Below are 19,561 nucleotides of genomic sequence, written 5' to 3' on the forward strand. Positions count from 1 at the left end.
TAGGGTGCATTTCCATGGCGGAATCATGGGTCAATTCGGCGGCGCGGATCGGCAGCGACCTGCTGTTGGAGCTGACCGGTCCCGGCAGTCGCCGGACCGTTCTCATCCGTGCGCTGCGGGACGCCGTACGGGAGGGCAGGCTGGCCCCGGGCACCCGGCTGCCGCCCTACCGCTCGCTCGCCGCCGACCTCGGCCTGGCCCGCAACACCGTTGCCGACGCCTATGCCGAGCTGGTCGCCGAGGGCTGGCTGACCGCCCGGCAGGGCTCCGGCACCCGGGTCGCGCACCGCGCTGCCCCGGTGGCCCCGGTCCGCGTGCCGAAGAGGGCGCCGACCCGCCCGGCCCCTCCTGTGCACAACCTCCGGCAGGGTCAGCCGGACGCGGGCTCCTTCCCCCGTACGCCCTGGCTGGCCGCCTCCCGTCGCGCCGTGAACGCGGCACCGAACGACGCCTTCGGCCCCGGTGATCCGCAGGGCCGGATCGAGCTGCGCCGGGCGCTGGCCGACTATCTGGCACGCGCCCGAGGGGTGCGCTGTGCGCCCGAACGGATCGTGATCTGCTCCGGCTTCGCGCACGCGCTGCGACTGCTGTTCGGCGGCGGGGTGCTGCGCGGACCGCTGGCGGTGGAGTCGTACGGGCTCGGTTTCCACCGCTCCCTGCTGGCTGCCGCCTCGGTGCGTACGGTACCGCTGGCACTCGACGAGCACGGGGCACGCACCGGCGAGTTGACCGGACTGCCGGGCGTGCGGAGTGTGCTGCTCACCCCGGCCCACCAGTTCCCGACGGGTGGTCCCCTGCACCCGCAGCGGCGCACGGCCACCGTCGACTGGGCGCGCACCCGCGGCGGGCTGGTCCTGGAGGACGACTACGACGGGGAGTTCCGCTACGACCGCGAACCGGTCGGCGCCCTCCAGGGGCTCGACCCGGAACGGGTCGTCCACCTCGGCTCCGTCAGCAAGAGCCTCTCCCCCGCGGTCCGGCTGGGCTGGATGGTGCTTCCCGAGCAGCTCGTCGACGCCGTACTGGCCACCAAGGGCGAACGTGAGGGCTGGGCGAGCGTCCTGGACCAGCTCGCGCTCGCCGAGTTCATCGAGTCCGGCCACTACGACCGGCACATCCGCCGGATGCGGCAGCGCTACCGGCGCCGCCGCGACCAGCTGGTCGCCGCCCTTTCCGAACACGCCCCGCACATCACGCCCACCGGCATCGCGGCAGGTCTGCACGCCGTTCTGCGGCTGCCGCCCGGCACCGAGCGCTCCACCGTCAAGGCCGCGGCCTGGCAGGGGCTCGCTCTGGACCCGCTCGCCGGCTTCCGGCATCCGGCCGCCACGATGCCCGCCGAGGACGGCCTGGTCGTGGGCTACGCGACGCCGCCGGACCATGCGTATGGCGCGGCCCTGGAGGCACTGTGCCGGGCCCTTCCGCCGCCCTCCGTCTGACCGGGCCTGCACCTCACCGGGCCGGTGGGGGGACGAACCCGGCCCGGCATTCAGTGGTGCCCGCTCACACGTGCCCGCCGGCGTGGCGCAGGTCACGACGTCCGTGGACCGTCCGTCAGATCCTGTGCCGACGGCGTGGTCTCCTCGACAGCGGGGCCCCCGTCCGCCCGGCCCCCTTCTCGAGCAGGCACCGCTCGGCGCCTGCGGGCAGATCCTCGCGGCGCCCCACGACAACAGCACCCGGCATGCGGACGTCCGTATACCGGGTGCTGCTGAGAAAGCAGTGGAATCAGTCGGTGAGGTTCACCGAACGGGCCGAGGTCGCGCCGATCTCCTCGGCGATCTCGCTGAGGACGGTCTGCGGGACGTTGTCGTCGACGGTGAGCACGACCAGCGCCTCGCCGCCCGCGGCCGCGCGCGAGACCTGCATGCCCGCGATGTTCAGCCCGGCCTCGCCGAGGATCTTGCCGACCGTGCCGACGACGCCGGGACGGTCCTCGTAGCTGAGGACGACCATGTGGTCGGCGAGCGCCAGGTCCACATCGTGCTCACCGATCGCGACGATCTTCTGCAGGTGCTTGGGTCCGGCCAGCGTGCCGGAGACCGCGACCTCCTCGCCGTCGGCGAGCGTGCCACGCACGGTCACCACATTGCGGTGGTCCGGCGACTCGGAGCTGGTGGTGAGGCGGACCTCGACACCGCGCTCCTGGGCGAAGAGCGGGGCGTTGACGTAGGACACGGTCTCGTCGACGACGTCCTCGAAGACACCCTTGAGCGCGGAGAGTTCGAGCACCTTCACGTCGTGCTGGGTGATCTCGCCGTACACCTCGACGTCGAGGCGGGCCGCGACCTCGCCCGCGAGCGCGGTGAAGATACGGCCGAGCTTCTCGGCGAGGGGCAGCCCGGGACGTACGTCCTCGGCAATGACGCCGCCCTGGACGTTGACCGCGTCCGGCACGAGCTCACCGGCCAGCGCGAGGCGCACGGACTTGGCGACCGCGATGCCAGCCTTCTCCTGGGCCTCGTCAGTGGAGGCGCCGAGGTGCGGGGTGCAGACGACCTGGTCGAACTGGAACAGCGGGGAGTCCGTGCAGGGCTCCTTCGTGTACACGTCCAGACCGGCGCCGGCGACGCGGCCCTCCTTGAGGGCGGAGGCGAGCGCCTCCTCGTCGACGATGCCACCGCGCGCGGCGTTGACGATCCGCACCGAGGGCTTCACCTTGTGCAGCGCCTCGTTGCCGATCAGGCCGAGCGTCTCGGGGGTCTTGGGCAGGTGCACGGTGATGAAGTCGGAGACTTCGAGCAGCTCGTCCAGCGCGAGGAGCTTGACGCCCATCTGCGCGGCGCGGGCCGGCTGCACGTAGGGGTCGTACGCGACGATCTTCATACCGAAGGCCGACATGCGCTGCGCGACCAGGACACCGATGCGGCCGAGGCCGACGACACCGAGGGTCTTCTCGCTCAGCTCGACGCCGGTGTACTTGGAGCGCTTCCACTCGCCCTTCTTGAGGGCGGTGTTGGCCTGGGGGATGTTGCGCGCGGTGGCGACCAGCAGACCGCAGGCAAGCTCGGCGGCGGTGACGATGTTGGAGGTCGGGGCGTTGACGACCATCACGCCGGCCTTGGTGGCCGCGGACACGTCGACATTGTCCAGACCGACGCCCGCGCGGGCGACGACCTTCAGCTTCTTCGCGGCGGCGATGGCCTCGGCGTCGACCTTGGTGGCGGAACGCACCAGGATGGCGTCGACATCGGCGATCGCGGGGAGGAGCTCGGCGCGGTCCGCGCCGTTGCAGTGCCGGATGTCGAAGTCCGGGCCCAGGGCGTCAACCGTGGCAGGCGACAGCTCTTCAGCGATGAGTACGACAGGTTTCGAGCTCACGTGAGTCCTCACAGGTCCAGTGCGGACGGCCGTCCCGACGGCCGCAGGCGGTGGAGGTGCTTGCCGCGTGGAAGACGCACGACACTGTGGGCCTGACGCGTGTATGTGCAGAAGTGTAGTCATGCGCGAGGGCGCACTCTGCGCCCCGTTGGAAGGATCACCCGCACGGGGCTGGACGACTTGTACACACGTACGACGCCGCTTCTTCCAGCGGTGTGGCGATGGATACGCCGCGGGGCGGGTCCGAAGACCCGCCCCGCGTCGAAGGACTTACGCGTCCTCGTCGTTGACCCAGCTCATGAGCTTGCGCAGCTCACGGCCGGTGGTCTCCAGCAGGTGGTCGCTGTCGGCCTTCTTGTACTCGTTGTACTTGGGCAGACCATTGTGGTACTCGGCCATCCAGTTCTTGGCGAAGGTGCCGTCCTGGATCTCGGCGAGGACCTTCTTCATCTCGGCCTTGGTAGCGTCCGTGATGATCCGCGGTCCGGTGACGTAGTCGCCCCACTCGGCGGTCTCCGAGATGGACCAGCGCATCTTCTCCAGGCCGCCCTCGTACATGAGGTCGACGATGAGCTTCAGCTCGTGGAGGCACTCGAAGTACGCGATCTCCGGCTGGTAGCCGGCCTCGGTCAGGGTCTCGAAACCGGCCTTGACCAGAGCGGCGGTGCCACCGCAGAGGACGGCCTGCTCACCGAACAGGTCGGTCTCGGTCTCCTCGGTGAAGGTCGTCTTGATGACGCCGGCGCGGGTGCCGCCGATGCCCTTCGCGTACGAGAGGGCGAGCGCCAGCCCGTTGCCCGAGGCGTCCTGCTCGACGGCCACGATGCACGGAACGCCGCGGCCCTCCTCGTACTGACGGCGGACCAGGTGGCCCGGGCCCTTCGGGGCGACCATGCAGACGTCGACGTTGGCCGGCGGCTTGATGAAGTCGAACCGGATGTTCAGACCGTGGCCGAAGAACAGCGCGTCGCCGTCCTTGAGGTTGTCCTTGATGGACTCCTCGTAGACCTGGGCCTGGATCGGGTCCGGGACGAGGATCATGATGACGTCGGCCTCGGCGGCGGCCTGAGACGGGGTCACCACGCGCAGGCCCTGCTCCTCGGCCTTGGCCTTGGACTTGGAGCCCTCGTGCAGACCCACACGGACGTCGACACCCGAGTCACGCAGCGACAGCGCGTGGGCGTGGCCCTGGCTGCCGTAGCCGATGACCGCGACCTTGCGGCCCTGGATGATGGACAGGTCGGCATCGTCGTCGTAGAACAGCTCGGCCACTGGGTCTTCTCCTTGGTGTGCAGGTGTTGCGTCCCACCGTACGGCGGGGTGCGTCAGAAACGTTTTCGGGTCTCGCCATGCGAGCGGCGAGGGGGTGGCGGCTAGGCCGTACGGTCGAGTGCGCGCAGCGAACGGTCGGTGATCGAGCGCGCGCCGCGCCCTATGGCGATGGTGCCGGACTGGACGAGCTCCTTGATGCCGTACTGCTCCAGCATCTTGAGCATGGCCTCCAGTTTGTCGGCGCCGCCGGTCGCCTCGATCGTGACGGCCTCCGGAGAGACGTCCACGGTCTTGGCGCGGAACAGCTGAACGATCTCGACGATCTGGGAGCGGGTCTCGTTGTCGGCGCGGACCTTCACCAGGACGAGCTCACGCTGGATCGCAGCGGAGGGCTCGAGTTCGACGATCTTCAGTACGTTGACCAGCTTGTTGAGCTGCTTGGTCACCTGCTCGAGCGGCAGGTCCTCGACATTCACGACGATGGTGATGCGGGAGATGTCGGGATGCTCGGTGGTACCGACCGCGAGTGAGTCGATATTGAAGCCGCGGCGGGAGAACAGGGCCGTGATCCGGGCGAGGACACCGGGCTTGTTCTCGACCAGGACGGAGAGCGTGTGCTTGCTGGACATGGAGTCGGTCTCTCTCTGTCTCTCAGTCGTCTTCGTTGTCGCCGAAGTCGGGGCGGACACCGCGGGCGGCCATGACCTCGTCGTTGGAGGTGCCGGCGGCGACCATCGGCCAGACCATGGCGTCCTCGTGGACGATGAAGTCGATCACCACGGGGCGGTCGTTGATGGAGTTGGCCTCCGCGATGACCTTGTCCAGGTCGGCCGGGTCCTCGCAGCGGATCGCGTAGCAGCCCATGGCCTCGGACAGCTTGACGAAGTCCGGGACCCGGGTGCCCTTCGCCGGGGTGCCCTCGGTGTCGGCGCCGGAGTGCAGCACGGTGTTGGAGTACCGCTGGTTGTAGAACAGGGTCTGCCACTGGCGGACCATCCCGAGCGCGCCGTTGTTGATGATCGCGACCTTGATCGGGATGTTGTTGAGCGCGCAGGTGGTCAGTTCCTGATTGGTCATCTGGAAGCAGCCGTCGCCGTCGATCGCCCAGACCGTACGGTCCGGCATGCCGGCCTTCGCGCCCATCGCGGCCGGGACCGCGTAGCCCATCGTTCCGGCGCCGCCGGAGTTCAGCCAGGTGGCGGGCTTCTCGTACTGGATGAAGTGCGAGGCCCACATCTGGTGCTGGCCGACGCCCGCCGCGAAGATGGTGTCCTCGGGGGCCAGCTCACCGATGCGCTGGATGACCTGCTGCGGCGAGAGGCTGCCGTCCTCCGGCAGGTCGTAGCCGACGGGGTAGGTCTCGCGCCAGCGGTTGAGGTCCTTCCACCAGGCGGAGTAGTCGCCGACGTGACCGTCGGTGTGCTCGGCCTGGACCGCCTGGACGAGGTCGGCGATGACCTCGCGGGCGTCACCGACGATCGGCACGTCGGCGGCGCGGTTCTTGCCGATCTCCGCCGGGTCGATGTCGGCGTGCACGATCTTTGCGTACGGGGCGAAGCTGTCCAGCTTGCCGGTGACGCGGTCGTCGAAACGGGCTCCGAGGGCGACGATCAGGTCGGCCTTCTGCAGCGCGGTGACGGCGGTGACCGCACCGTGCATGCCCGGCATTCCCACATGCAGCGGGTGACTGTCGGGGAACGAACCGAGCGCCATCAGGGTGGTGGTGACAGGCGCTCCGGTGAGCTCGGCGAGCACCTTCAGTTCGGCGGTGGCGCCGGCCTTCATGACGCCGCCGCCGACGTACAGCACAGGTCGCTTGGCCCGGGTGATGAGCCGGGCGGCCTCGCGGATCTGCTTGGCGTGCGGCTTGGTGACCGGGCGGTAGCCGGGCAGGTCCTGGGTCGGCGGCCAGCTGAACGCGGTCTGTGCCTGCAGTGCGTCCTTGGCGATGTCGACGAGGACGGGGCCCGGACGGCCGGTGGAGGCGATGTGGAAGGCCTCGGCAATCGTGTGCGGGATGTCCTCGGCGCGGGTGACCAGGAAGTTGTGCTTGGTGACCGGCATCGTGATGCCGCAGATGTCGGCCTCCTGGAAGGCGTCCGTACCGATCGCCTTCGAGGCGACCTGGCCGGTGATCGCGACCAGCGGGACGGAGTCCATGTGCGCGTCGGCGATCGGGGTGACCAGGTTGGTGGCGCCGGGGCCCGAGGTGGCCATGCAGACACCGACCTTGCCGGTGGCCTGCGCGTAGCCGGTGGCGGCGTGGCCCGCACCCTGCTCGTGGCGGACCAGCACATGACGGACCCGGGTGGAGTCCATCATCGGGTCGTACGCCGGAAGGATGGCGCCGCCGGGAATGCCGAATACCGTGTCGGCCCCCACCTCCTCAAGAGACCGGATGAGGGACTGCGCACCCGTGACGTGCTCAACGGTGGCGGGGGACGATCCGCCGCTACGGGCCCGCGGCTGGGGATGGTGGGCCCCGGTGGCCTGCTCGGTCATCGGCATTCTCTTCTCGAAGCTGAGGGTTTTTGCGGGGTTTTGGGGTGTTCTGGTGCAACAAAAAACCCCTCGTGCCGTGAGGCAAGCGAGGGGAGCGCGTCGGTGTGGTCTGCAGAGTGCCAACGAGGGACTCCGCTTCAGCCGACGCGCTTTCCAAGTACGAGAATTCGGGTGCGCATGGCATTGACCCTCTCTCCGACGCGCCCGACGTGTCAAGTGGGTGGGATGGGCATCTCACCATGTGAGCCGCCGAGGAGCGGGATCGAGCCGCCTGCCAGGACGGGCTGTGCGACCGGACCACCGGGCACCGGGAACTCGCCGCGGGCCAGTGCGCGGCGCAGCCGGTACTCGTCCAGCGGTCCCGAGAAGGCCATTCCCTGCCCGTGCGTACAGCCCATGGCGCGCAGCGCGAGGACCTGCTCCGGTACGTCGACGCCGTCGGCGACGGACTGCAGACCGAGGTCGCAGGCGATCCTCAGCAGCCCGCTGGTGATCTTGTGCAGCCGGGCCGATTCCACGACGCCCTCGACGAGACCGCGGTCCAGTTTCAGTACGTCGATGGGGAGCCGGCGCAGCGCGTTGATCGCGGCGTAACCGCTGCCGAAGCCGTCGAGCGCGATCCGTACGCCGAGCCGGCGCAGCGCGACGAGGCGCTGTTCGAGCTCGTCGAAGGAGACCCGGGGGTCGCTGTCGGAGACCTCGATCATCAGCGCCCCTGAAGGCAGGCTGTAGCGGGTGAGGAGGGCCTCGACGGAACCGAACGGCATCGCCTTGTCCAGCAGCCTGCGGGCGGAGAGCCGGACGGCCACGGAGACGTGGTGCCCTGCCCTGGCCCGGTCCGCGGCCTGCTCGACGGCCTCTTCGAGGAGCCAGCGGCCGAGCTCGGCGGTGCGGTCGCTGTCCTCGGCGACACGGAGGAACTCTGCGGGGGTGAACAGGATGCCCTGGGCGGAGCGCCAGCGGGCCTGTGCGGCGACGGCGGCGACATTGCCGGTGGCGAGATGGATCACGGGCTGGTGGAGCAGGGCGAACTCGCCGTCCCGCAGGGCGGTGCGCAGCCGGGCCGCGAGCTCCGAGCGGCGTACCACGTCGGCCTGCATCTGCGGGGCGTACAGCTCGACGCGGTCCTTGCCGCCCGCCTTGGCCCGGTACATGGCGAGATCGGCGTTGCGCATGAGGTCGGTCGGGGTGATGGCGGGCTCGGCGAAGGCGACGCCGATGGAGGCGGCAACGCGGACCTCGCCGCCGCCGATCCGGTAGGGCTGGGAGAGCGTGAGGCGCAGCCGGTCGGCGATCTCGTGGACCTGGTACTCACGCGCCGACTGGTCACGGATGCCGTCGCCGAGGATCAGCGCCGCGAACTCGTCGCCGCCGAGGCGGGCGGCGGTGTCCCCCACCCGTACGGACTCCTGGAGGCGGCGGGCGGCCTGGATGAGCAGCTCGTCGCCCGCCTGATGGCCCAGCCGGTCGTTGACCGCCTTGAAGCCGTCGAGGTCGATGAAGAGCACTGCGGTGCCGCGGTCGCCGGAGCGGCGGCCACCGAGGGCCTGCCGGACCCGGTCGGTGAACAGGGCGCGGTTGGGCAGGTCGGTGAGCGGGTCGTGCTCGGCGTTGTGCTGCAGCTGGGCCTGGAGCCGGACCCGTTCGGTCACGTCCCGGCTGTTGAGGATCAGCCCGCCCTGGTGACGGTTGACGGTGGACTCGACAATGAGCCAGTCACCGGTGCCGGACCTGAACCGGCACTCGATCCGTGTGGTGGGTTCCTCACTGGGCGGGGCGGCCAGGAACCGCCGCACCTCGTGGACCACGCGCCCCAGGTCCTCGGGATGGATGATCGAGGCGAGTTCGGCGCCGATCAGGTCGTCGGCCTCGCGCCCGTACACCCCGGAGGCGGCGGGGCTGACGTACCGGAGTATGCCGGTGGGTGCGGCGATCATGATGACATCGCTGGAGCCCTGGACCAGGGAGCGGAAGTGGTTCTCCTTCTGCGCCAGCTCCTGGGTGAGGGCGATGTTGTCGACGAGCATGATGCCCTGCCGGACGACCAGGGCGAGCACCACCGTGCAGCCGGTGAACACCACGACGCGGTCCACCCTGCGGCCCTCGATGACGTTGTAGAGGATGCCGAGGGTGCAGACGGCTGCGGCGAGATACGGCGTCAGGGCGGCCAGCGAACCGGCGATCGGGCGGCTGGTGGTACGCGCGGCGGCGCGCTGCTGGACAGCGTTGTCCGACGCCCGGTTCGCACCCCAGGGGGCGTACGCGAGGAGCAGCGACCCGGCGAACCAGCCGGCGTCCAGCAACTGGCCGGAGTGGTAGGTCTGGCGGAGCAGCGGCGAGGTGAACAGCGCGTCCGACAGGACGGTCAGGGCGAGCGCGGCGATGGCGGTGTTCACCGCGGAGCGGTTGACGTTGGACCGCCGGAAGTGCAGGGCGAGGACCATGGAGACCAGCACGACATCGAGCAGCGGATAGGCGAGCGAGAGCGCCACGCGGGCCACGCTCGTCCCCCCGGCGTCCGCGAGGTGCGCGGTGTGGGCGAGGGCGAGGCTCCAGGACAGGGTCAGGAGCGATCCGCCGATCAGCCAGGAGTCCAGTACGAGACAGACCCAGCCGGCCCGGGTGGCGGGGCGTTTGGCGAGGACGAGCAGTCCGACGATCGCGGGCGGGGCGAAGCAGAGGTAGAAGATGTCGGCGAGGGACGGGGTGGGCACCGGGAGCCCGAGCACGACCTCGTACCACCCCCAGACGGCGTTTCCCCCGGCGGCCATCAGCGAGGAGAGCGAGAACAGCAGCCAGGCGGTCCGGAAGCGATTCTCCGCGGCGCGCGCGTAGAGGAAGCAGGAGACAGCCGCGATCAGGGCGGCACCGCTGAGGCCGAAGTCACCCATGACGAGTGCCAGTTCGGACGAGCCCCAGCCCAGGGCCGCCCCCACGGCGTAACCACCGCAGACCAGGCCGAGAAGGAGCTGCGAGACCAGCCCGGAGGCCCCGCCGACGGGCGGCTGCCGGGAGAGGAGCGCCCCGAGCGCGTTTGCCGGGGCGCTCACCGGGGTGCCCCCGATGTCATCGGATAGGCGCGGGCCCGGCGGGGTGGCCGGCCCGGCGGTCGCCGTCGACCGCCCTGTCGCGTCGGATCGTTCGTCCATCGTCCGTACATCGCCCGTCGCCCCCCTCGCGTTCCGCTGCCACCCCGGTGCCGCCCCTTCCACAACGCAGCCCCCCACCCGGGACGATACACCAGACTCGTCACACAGCGACATAGCCCCTCTACTCTCCGTGACGATCCGGAGAGTTGTCGACACGGTGTGCTGCGGAACGGATCCGCACCGTGGTCAGCCGGTGGTGAGTACGACGTTCTGCACCGGCTCCCCCGCTGCGAACCGGGTGAGCTGGCCGGCCAGCAGGCGCCCGGCACGCGGCAGGAATGCCGAGGTGCTGCCTCCCACATGCGGCGTGATCAGGACGTTCGGAGCATGCCAGAGGGGATGGCCGGCGGGCAGCGGTTCGGGGTCGGTGACATCGAGGGCGGCGCGCAGCCGGCCGGACTCGAGTTCGGACAGCAGGGCTTTGGTGTCCACGACGCCGCCGCGCGCGACGTTCACGAGCAGCGCGCCGTCCGCCATCGCGGCCAGGAAGTCGGCGCCCACCAGCCCTTGCGTGGAGGCGTTCAGCGGAGTGGACAGGACGACGATGTCGGCCTCGGGCAGCAGTGCGGGCAGGTCGTCGAGCGTGTGGACGGGGCCGCGCGCAGTTGTCCGTGCGGAGCGCGCGACGCGCGCCACCCGCGCACACTCGAAGGGCGCGAGCCGGTCCTCGATGGCGGCGCCGATCGATCCGTACCCCACGATCAGTACGGACTTGTCCGCGAGCGCCGGGTAGAAACCGGAACGCCACTCCTCCTTGTCCTGTCCGTGGACGAATCCGGGGAAGCCGCGCAGCGAGGCGAGGATCAGGGCGAGGGTGAGCTCCGCCGTCGAGGCCTCGTGGACCCCCTTGGCGTTGCACAGCCGCACCCCGGCGGGCAACTGGCCGAGCCCCGGCTGGACATGGTCGATGCCCGCGGAGAGCGTCTGCACGACCTGCACGGCCCTCATTCCGGCGAGCGGGCGGACCGCGATCTCCAGGCCCTTCATGTAGGGAACAACGTAGAAGGCACAGTCCGCGGGATCGGCGGGGAAGTCCTGCGCGCCGTCCCAGAACCGGTAGTTGAGACCCTTGGGGAGCCCTTCGATCTCGTCGGCCGGAATCGGCAGCCATACGTCGGGAGTCTTCGTAGAAGTCATGGTCAGGAGGCTATGCGAAGCCCGGCGGGCGGCAGAGGTTACTTTTGGGTGCGGTGCGGTCCCCTGACGGCGGGGCCGAGTGCCTCGCCGGGCGGGGTACCAAGGAGGGTTCGGGGAGTTGGAGCGCAGGAGTCTCGGGGCGGCGGCGCTCGCCGTGGGTGCGGTCGGACTCGGCTGCATGCCTATGAGCTGGGCGTACAGCGCGTCGCAGCAGCGTGGTGACCGTGCGTTGCGGGCGGTGCACGCCGCGCTCGACGCGGGTGTCGACCTGCTGGACACGGCCGACATGTACGGCCCCTTCACCAATGAGCTCCTGATCGGCAGGGCGCTGAAGGGGCGCCGGGACGAGGCGTTCGTCTCCACCAAGTGCGGGCTGCTGGTGGGCGATCAGCACATCGTGGCCAATGGCCGTCCCGGCTATGTGCGCCGGGCCTGTGACGCGTCGCTGCGCCGGCTGCAGACCGATGTGATCGATCTGTACCACCTGCACCGGGCCGACCCCGAGGTGCCGGTGGAGGAGACCTGGGGGGCGATGGCGGAGCTGGTCACCGCGGGGAAGGTGCGGGCGCTCGGGCTGAGTGCGGTCGGGGCACGGGCCTCGCGCCGGCCGGGGGCGCGGATGCATGACGGAACGATCCGGCAGCTGGAGCGGGTGCAGCAGGTCTTTCCGGTGAGCGCGGTCCAGGCGGAACTCTCGGCGTGGTCGCCGGAGGCGCTGGACGCGCTGCTGCCGTGGTGCGAGGCGCGGGGTGTGGGTCTGCTGGCTGCGATGCCGCTGGGGAACGGCTATCTGACGGGCACGCTGACGCCGGGCCAGGGCTTCGAGCCGGACGATCTGCGGGCCAGGCATCCGCGGTTCACCGCCGAGATGATGGCGGCGAACCAGCCGCTGGTGGTGGGACTGCGCCGGATCGCCGAGCGGTACGGGGCGACTCCGGCCCAGGTGGCGCTGGCCTGGGTACTGCGGCAGGGCCCGCATGTGGTGCCGGTGCCGGGCACGAAGCGGGAGCAGTGGGCGGTGGAGAACGCGGGGGCGGCCGGGCTGGAGCTGGCGGCGCAGGATCTGGCCGAGATCGCGCGGTTGCCGCGGGCGCGGGGGTCGTGGGACTGAGAGGCTGTCGGGCTGCCTCTGATCGGGCGGTCGTGCCCTGGCACGCCCGCTTCCCGATCGAAGGTAGCCGGACAGCCGCTGAGAGCGGGGTGCGCGGGTCCTGCACCCGCCGAGAAAGTTCGTGGGCTTGCGGAACCCGGGGCCGGGCTGCGGTGTAGGAACAGTAGTCAGGCAGCCGTCGAAGGGACCGGTGCTGTGCGCATTGCTGTATTCGGATCGCTGAGAACCCCCGCGGGACACCCGCGCATCCTCCCGGGCGCGTGCCGCGCTGCAGTGGCCGCGCTGGCTGCGGGCTCGCTGCTGCTGTCCGCGGGATGTTCATCGAACGACGACTCGGGAAACACGCAGGTCCGCCCCGCGGGCGCACCCGCCACGGTGCCCTCCTCGCCGTCCTCCTCTCCACCGTCGGCGAAGGGCTCGGTGAAGGTGGTGTCGACGCTGACGGAGGGGCTCGCGTCTCCATGGGGGCTGGCGGAGCTGCCGGGCGGTGATCTGCTGGTGTCCTCGCGCGACGGGAGAACGATCACCCGGATCAACGGCAGCACGGGGAAGCAGACGCTGCTGGGCACCGTGCCCGGCGTTTCGCCCGCCGGGGAGGGCGGGTTGCTGGGGATCGCCGTCTCCCCGGCGTTCGACACGGACCATCTGCTGTACGCGTACTTCACGACCGCGTCCGACAACCGCATCGCCCGCATGCGGTACGACGGGACCGGCAGGGCTCCCGGCCGGCTGGGTGCACCGCACACAATCCTGCGGGGCATCCCGAAGGGCTACATCCACAACGGCGGCCGGATCGCCTTCGGCCCGGACGGCATGCTGTACGCGGGCACGGGCGAGACAGGGCAGACCAGGGAGCTCTCACAGGACAAGAAGTCCCTGGCGGGCAAGATCCTGCGGATGACCCCGGACGGCAGACCGGCACCGGGCAACCCCGTGCCCGGCTCGCTGATGTATTCGTACGGGCACCGCAATGTGCAGGGTCTGGCCTGGGACGGGCAGAAACGGCTGTGGGCGTCCGAATTCGGGCAGGACACCTGGGACGAGCTGAATCAGATCGTGCCCGGCGGGAATTACGGCTGGCCGAAGTACGAGGGCAAGGTGGGCAAGGCGGGTTTTGTCGACCCCGTGGCCCAGTGGAGACCGTCCGAGGCATCCCCGAGCGGGATCGCCTTCGCCCAGGGCTCGATCTGGATGGCGGGCCTCCGCGGTGAGCGGCTCTGGAGGATTCCGCTGTCCGGCAGCCCGGGCAGGGAACCTCTGGCGGTCCCGCAGTCGTTCTTGCAAGGGAAGTACGGCCGTCTGCGCACGGTGCTCGCAGCGGGCGGCGACAGACTCTGGCTGGTCACGAGCAACACGGACACCCGCGGCACCCCGAAACCGGGAGACGACAGAGTCCTGGTGCTCCAGGTGCGGTAGCGGCGCCAGCGACAGAAGGTGAAAGGGTGCGAGCCGGTGTTCAACTTCTTCGAGGAACTCTTCGCCCCGAGCCGCAAGCACGCCGCGGAGGAACAGAAGCGGCTGGAGCTGACCCGGGTGGATCTGGGCACGGGCGACCCCGCCCGCGGCCCGGTAGACCTGAGCTCGGGAAAGGTGACGGTGCGCGTCCCCGGTCCTGAGGGCACCCCGTCACCCCCGCCGACCCCGCTGCGGGGCCCGGAAGACACCGAGGCCCCCTCAAGCCGCTCAGGCCCGTCCGGCGATTGAGGACGGAACGGTCACCGGACGGCCCGGGTACCCGCTCCCCGCACCGGCCCCGCCCTTCTCCCCAAGTGGCTGTCGGGCTACCTTCGACCGCCCGATCAGAGGTAGCCCGACAGCCTCTAGGACGCCCCGTTGCCCCGGTACAGGCGGAGGCGGTGCGCCAGGGCCGCAGCCTCGCCGCGGCTGGAGACGCCGAGCTTGGCAAGGATGTTCGAGACATGCACGCTCGCGGTCTTGGGCGAGATGTACAGCTCCTCGGCAATCCGCCGGTTCGTATGCCCCGCAGCGACAAGCCGGTGCACGTCCTGCTCGCGCCTCGTCAGCCCGAACGACTCCACTGCCGCGGCGGCCGCGTCCTGGAGCTGGTCATCGGAGTGCTCCCGCTCCGCGGCCCCGCCCGTGGAGCCCGCCTCGGCCGGGACCGTGACGGCGATCGGAATGTCGTCGGGTGAGGGAGCGAGCGGGATGCGCGCGCGGCCGGCCAGCAGCTCGATGGTCTCGGTCAGCGGGCGCGCACCGAGCCGTTCGGCGATGCTGTGGGCGTCGCGCAGGAGACCGACCGCCGTGGCACGGTCACCGGAGGCGACGAGGATGGCCTCCGCCCAGCGGTGGTGGACCTGGGCCTGTTCGTACGGGCGGGAGAGGGGGGCGAAGGCGGCGGCCGCGCGGGACCAGTGGTCGGGGGTGTCGGCGCCCTCCGCCCGGGCCAGCTCGGCGTTGATCAGCAGACCGTACGCGGCCCAGACCGGGACGAACATGGGCAGCTGCCCCAGGTGCTTGCGGATGAGGGCGAGGATCGCAGGCCGGCCGGGCTCCGTGGCGGGCAGCCCGCGGGCGTCCGCCTCCGCCGCGGCGGCGGTATGGAGGAGCGGCAGCGCGTACCGCTGGGTGCCGGGCGGGAAGCCCTGCTCCGCCTGCGCCTCGAAGGCGGCCCGCGCCTCCAGGAGGCGCCCCTGCTGCACGGCGAGGGTCATGGCATGACACGCGGGACTGATGAGGTGCTGGGGCTGCGGGTCGCGTGAACCGAAGTGCCGCTGAGTCAGCGCGAGCTGGACCTCGGCCTCGGCGAAGTCGCCGCGGGCGAGGGCCAGCTCGGTGCGGCGCGCGGCCACGAGGCCCTGCGCCTTGCGGGACTGTGCGGTGCGGGCCGCCGCATCCGTGGTCGCCCGGCTCTCGTCCCAGTGACCGAGGGAGAAGTACGACATCGCCTGGTTGGTGCGGACCCACGCCTCCATTTCGGCGACACCGTGGCTGTGGCAGACCTCGATGCCGTGGTCCGCGGCGGCGACCGCTTCCAGGGAGCGGCCCATGGCTTCGAGCGTCGAGGGGAGGTTGATGCTGGCGCGGCCCATGATGCCCACGAGGTGGAGTTCATCGGCCCGGTCGCGGACGGCGTACATCTCGGCGATGCCTTCGTCGATACCGCCCGCATCGGCGGTGAGCCAGCCGCGGGTGAGCCGGGCGTGAAGTTCGATGTACTCGTCGCCGACGAGCTGCGCGTACTCCACGGCCCGGTCGGCTGCGGCGAGCGTCTCCTCGCCGGGGCAGTGCATGGCACCCCATCCGGCCACGCTCATGAGGACATCGGCGTGGACGGCGGACGGGGGCAGGCCGCGGACCAGGTCCTGGGCGATGGCCAGTTCCTGCCAGCCGTCACCGCGGGTGAGGGCCTGCACCAGGTGGGAGCGCTGGACCCAGAACCAGGCGGCCCGGAGCGGGTCGGGGTCGTCGTCCAGGACCCGCATGGCCTTCTTGGAGATGGCGAGAGCGCGTTCACGCTCGCCGCCGAAGCGGGCGGCAACAGTGGCTTCGGCCATCAGGTCGAGATAGCGGAGCGGGGTGGTCTCGGGGTCGCAGCCACAGGCCGGGTAGGCCTCTGCGTAGTCGATGGGGCGCAGGGTGCGGCGTATCTCGTCGGGGACGTCGTCCCACAGTTCCATCGCGCGTTCCAGCAGCCGGAGTTGCTCGGTGAAGGCGTAGCGGCGGCGGGCCTCGACGGAGGCCTTCAGAACGGCGGGGAGTGCCTTGGCCGGATCGTGGGCGCCGTACCAGTAGCTGGCCAGGCGTGTGGCGCGTTCGCCCGCGCGGACGAGCATGGGGTCGGCCTCCAGCGCCTCGGCGTAGCGGCGGTTGAGGCGCGAGCGTTCGCCGGGCAGCAGGTCGTCGCTGACGGCTTCGCGGACCAGCGAGTGCCGGAAGCGGTAGCCGTTGCCCTCCCCGGTGGTGAGAAGCAGGTTGGCGCCGACGGCTCCGCGCAGCGCCTCGATGAGTTCGTCCTCGGTCAGTCCGCAGACCGCGGCCAGCAGTTCGTACTCGACGGTGGAGCCGCCCTCGGCGATGACCCGGGCGATCTTCTGGGCATCCTCGGAGAGCGCTTCGACACGAACGAGGAGAAGGTCGCGGAGCGAGTCGGAGAGTCCGGCGCTGTCGCCGCACTCCAGGCTGCAGGCGAGCTCTTCGACGAAGAAGGCGTTGCCGTCGGAGCGTTCGAAGATCTCTTCCACGAGGGCGGGCTCGGGGGTGGCCGCGAGGATGCCGGTGAGCTGACGGCGGACCTCGGCGCGGTTGAACCGGGCGAGTTCGATCCGGCGGACGGTGCGGAGGCGGTCCAGTTCGGCAAGGAGGGGGCGCAGGGGGTGGCGGCGGTGGATGTCGTCGGCCCGGTAGGTACCGATGACGACGAGACGGCCGCTGCGCAGCGTGCGGAAGAGATAGGCGAGGAGGTGCCGGGTGGAGGCATCGGCCCAGTGCAGGTCCTCCAGGACGAAAACGACGGGCCGGTCCGCGGAGATGCGTTCCAGCAGCCGGGCGGTGAGCTCGAAGAGTCGGGCGGTGCCGTGCTCGTCGGTGGCGTCCCGGTCGGCCTCGCCGAGTTCGGGGAGGAGCCGGGCCAGTTCGCCTTCCTGCCCGGCGCAGGCTGCGGCCATCGCGTCGGGCAGGGTGCGGCGAAGGGCGCGCAGGGCCGTGGAGAACGGGGCGTACGGCAGCCCGTCGGCGCCGATCTCCACGCAGCCGCCGACGGCGACGACTGCCTCGCGGCGGCCGGCCGCGATCAGGAATTCCTCGACCAGCCGCGTCTTGCCGACGCCGGCCTCGCCACCGATGAGCAGCGCCTGCGGCTCCCCGGCGCTGTCGGGGTGCCCGCCGGTGGCGCGGACGAGCGCATCGGTCAGCGAGGTGAGTTCGCCTGCGCGACCGACGAACACGGGACTGACAGACCTGGTCTCCACGTCGCCGAGCATCGCACATGGGTGCGACACCGTGACGGCGGGAGGGAATTCGGTGCTCATCTCACGCCCGTTACGCGGCGTGGACGAACCTGTTCCGTAGCGAACTCACCGCCCCCTCGTCCTCCTTGTGTCCGGACCGGCGAGCGGCGCGGCGGTCCCGGCGGACTTGCCGGAGGATGCGCTCGTGCTCGGCCCGGTGCAGGAGTTCGGCTTCCCTGATCTTGTGGAGGTCGTACGCGTACATGTGGTTCTCCTGGATGTCGACGGCCCGGTGGAGCCTGGTGGAGGGGCAGTTGGTGCGACGGTCCCGGTTCTGCCGGGCTCGTTCCCTGCCGTGCCTCTACTTTCGTCTTCCAGGGGGTGTCGCCGCATCGGGCGACTTCCGCATCTCTGCGGGGCGGGGGGCCTTAGGCGCAGGCGGCAGGTGCCGCATCCGGACCAAGGCCCCCCGGGCGGATGCCTTAGGGCACCGCCGGTTGGTGCGTACTGGCCGATCGGCCATCCCTTGCGGCGACCCGATCACCCGCCCCAGCTGCGGCCCGATCGCCTGTCTCAGCCGGTGGCGCTCGCGGTCGGCAGGGCGACGATGAGGTCGAAGTACATGCCGACGGAGATCAGTACGCCGAGGACACCGAGTGCGATTCCGGCGGTCGCCACGGCGCGGACCCAGCCCGGCTGCGGGTCCCTGGCGGGTGCGCCGAAGGCCGGGCGGACCAGGGCGAAGACGCCGACCAGCACGGCGAGGAGCGCGAAGAGGCCGTTGACGAGGGCGGTGGAGTGCCAGGCGTCGCCGTAGATCTCGGAGATCTGCTGGGCCACGGAGCCGCCGGATGCGGTCTTCATCTGGCCCAGCAGGGTCTCCCGCTCGGCGGCGACCCGGCCCGACCATGCCCCGGTGAGGCCGACGACGCCGAGGCCGGCGGCGGCGACGCCCGCGGCAGCCGCGCCGAGCCCGGACGGCGCCCGGTCGAAGTCGTCGTCCTTCGGACCGAAGCCGAGGTCCGGACCGGAGTCGGTATCGGCGCTGTTGCCGTGCCCGGGACCGTCGCCGCCGCCCGGCGCCCGCCCGCCCTCGGCTTCGCCCTCCGCCTCGTCGGACACATCGGAAGCGTCCGACGCACCCTTCACAAGCGTCGTGGATGTCGTGTCCGTGGCTTCGGGCGCCTCGGTGGCAGGAACTTCGGTGGTCTTGGACGTCGTGGGGTTCATGCGCCGCACGCTAGGCGGCCCGGATGAGAACCCTCTTAAGACCGACCCCACGACAGGGACTGGGCTCCCTACTGCGGGGGAGACCGTTTACGTCCGCGGCCGGTCCGGTACCGCCCGGCCCGGAGCGGACTCGCACCGGGCTGCAGTCCCGTCTCAGAGCCTGTCGGGTGACCTTCGATCGGAGAGCGGACGCGGCGTGGTACGTGCGATTCCAAGGCGCCGGAAGGTCCTCGGACGGGGCCTCCCCTGCTCGAACGAAGCTGAGAGCCTGAGGAAGGAACTACTAGGCCATTTCGGCAACGCCGGAAGCGTGCGTGCCACGCCGTGGCCGCCCGATCAGAGGTCGCCCGACAGGCTCTCAGCCCCGCTGAGCGCGCCACTCGGGTGCCAGCACGGACCAGATCTCCGAGTCGTGCCGCGTCCCCCGGTACGGGTAGCTCTCGCGGAGCACCCCGTCGCGCGTCATGCCGAGCCGCTTCGCGACCGCGACACTGCGGGTGTTGGCGGAGGACGCCACCCACTCCACGCGATGCATCCCTCGCTCCTCGACCGCCCAGTCGATCAGCTTCCGCACCGCCCGGGTCACCAGACCGCGCCCCTCTCCCGCGGACTCCAGCCAGCAGCCGACCTCACAGTTCCCCGACTCGGTGTCGAAGATCCGGAAGAGGACGCCGCCGACGAGCGTGCCGTCCAGCCAGATGCCGTACAGCCGGCCCGTGTCGGCCGCCTGCTTGTCGGCGTACCGCTGCAGCAGGGCGCGCGCCGATTCGAGATCGGTGGCGAAGGCCGCGAACGGGATCCACGGGTCGACGAGCTCGCGGGCCCGGTCGATGTGCGCGAGGAACTCCTCCGCCTGCCAGACTTCCAGCGGGCGCAGTTCCGCACCGTCGTCACCCAGGGATACCGCAAACATCGTGCTCCTCCAACTG

The 19,561-nt window shown here is 70.7% G+C and carries 14 protein-coding genes; 4 read left to right on the forward strand and 10 right to left on the reverse strand.

Going from position 1 to position 19,561, the window contains the following annotated elements; translation table 11 throughout:
- Positions 1–14: 14 nt before the first annotated feature.
- Positions 15–1,439, forward strand: coding sequence for a PLP-dependent aminotransferase family protein (locus OH809_RS13455; protein WP_406422177.1), 1,425 nt, complete (start codon positions 15–17; stop codon positions 1,437–1,439).
- Between the two features lie 289 nt (positions 1,440–1,728).
- Here OH809_RS13455 and serA read toward each other — a convergent pair whose 3' ends face one another.
- The 6 genes from serA to OH809_RS13485 form a co-directional block, all read right to left on the reverse strand.
- Positions 1,729–3,321, reverse strand: a complete 1,593-nt coding sequence (gene serA, locus OH809_RS13460) for a phosphoglycerate dehydrogenase (protein ID WP_406422176.1) — start codon at positions 3,319–3,321, stop codon at positions 1,729–1,731.
- Between the two features lie 270 nt (positions 3,322–3,591).
- On the reverse strand, positions 3,592–4,593 hold the full coding sequence (gene ilvC / locus OH809_RS13465; RefSeq protein ID WP_393303084.1) for a ketol-acid reductoisomerase: 1,002 nt from the start codon (positions 4,591–4,593) through the stop codon (positions 3,592–3,594).
- Positions 4,594–4,694: 101 nt separating this feature from the next.
- Positions 4,695–5,222 (reverse strand): acetolactate synthase small subunit, encoded by a 528-nt coding sequence (gene ilvN / locus OH809_RS13470; RefSeq protein ID WP_266981212.1) that lies wholly within the window; start codon positions 5,220–5,222, stop codon positions 4,695–4,697.
- Positions 5,223–5,244: 22 nt separating this feature from the next.
- Positions 5,245–7,101, reverse strand: a complete 1,857-nt coding sequence (locus OH809_RS13475; RefSeq protein ID WP_406422175.1) for an acetolactate synthase large subunit — start codon at positions 7,099–7,101, stop codon at positions 5,245–5,247.
- Between the two features lie 206 nt (positions 7,102–7,307).
- Positions 7,308–10,145, reverse strand: coding sequence for a putative bifunctional diguanylate cyclase/phosphodiesterase (locus tag OH809_RS13480; protein WP_406515133.1), 2,838 nt, complete (start codon positions 10,143–10,145; stop codon positions 7,308–7,310).
- A gap of 285 nt (positions 10,146–10,430) precedes the next feature.
- The gene (locus OH809_RS13485; RefSeq protein WP_406422173.1) at positions 10,431–11,381 is read right to left on the reverse strand and encodes a 2-hydroxyacid dehydrogenase; all 951 of its coding nucleotides are present in this window, start codon (positions 11,379–11,381) and stop codon (positions 10,431–10,433) included.
- A gap of 154 nt (positions 11,382–11,535) precedes the next feature.
- Here OH809_RS13485 and OH809_RS13490 point away from each other — a divergent pair, with 154 nt between their 5' ends.
- The 3 genes from OH809_RS13490 (at position 11,536) to OH809_RS13500 (ending at position 14,196) form a co-directional block, all read left to right on the forward strand.
- A complete protein-coding gene (locus OH809_RS13490) occupies positions 11,536–12,492 on the forward strand; it encodes an aldo/keto reductase (protein ID WP_406425213.1) in 957 nt (318 codons plus the stop codon).
- Between the two features lie 273 nt (positions 12,493–12,765).
- Positions 12,766–13,908 (forward strand): PQQ-dependent sugar dehydrogenase, encoded by a 1,143-nt coding sequence (locus tag OH809_RS13495; protein ID WP_406422172.1) that lies wholly within the window; start codon positions 12,766–12,768, stop codon positions 13,906–13,908.
- Positions 13,909–13,944: 36 nt separating this feature from the next.
- Positions 13,945–14,196 (forward strand): DUF6191 domain-containing protein, encoded by a 252-nt coding sequence (locus OH809_RS13500; protein ID WP_406422171.1) that lies wholly within the window; start codon positions 13,945–13,947, stop codon positions 14,194–14,196.
- A gap of 116 nt (positions 14,197–14,312) precedes the next feature.
- Here the strand turns inward: OH809_RS13500 and OH809_RS13505 are convergent, their stop codons facing one another.
- The 4 genes from OH809_RS13505 to OH809_RS13520 form a co-directional block, all read right to left on the reverse strand.
- Positions 14,313–17,435 carry an AAA family ATPase gene (locus OH809_RS13505; RefSeq protein ID WP_406516243.1) on the reverse strand — a complete coding sequence of 1,041 codons (3,123 nt, stop codon included), beginning with the start codon at positions 17,433–17,435 and terminating at the stop codon, positions 14,313–14,315.
- Between the two features lie 58 nt (positions 17,436–17,493).
- Positions 17,494–17,667: a hypothetical protein gene (locus OH809_RS13510; protein WP_406422170.1), complete on the reverse strand. Its 174-nt coding sequence runs from the start codon at positions 17,665–17,667 to the stop codon at positions 17,494–17,496.
- A gap of 308 nt (positions 17,668–17,975) precedes the next feature.
- Positions 17,976–18,632 (reverse strand): hypothetical protein, encoded by a 657-nt coding sequence (locus OH809_RS13515; protein ID WP_406422169.1) that lies wholly within the window; start codon positions 18,630–18,632, stop codon positions 17,976–17,978.
- Between the two features lie 358 nt (positions 18,633–18,990).
- Positions 18,991–19,545: a GNAT family protein gene (locus OH809_RS13520; RefSeq protein ID WP_366136806.1), complete on the reverse strand. Its 555-nt coding sequence runs from the start codon at positions 19,543–19,545 to the stop codon at positions 18,991–18,993.
- Positions 19,546–19,561: the final 16 nt, after the last annotated feature.

The sequence above is a fragment of the Streptomyces sp. NBC_00873 genome, assembly GCF_045207415.1.
In the GTDB taxonomy this organism is placed as follows: Bacteria; Actinomycetota; Actinomycetes; order Streptomycetales; family Streptomycetaceae; genus Streptomyces.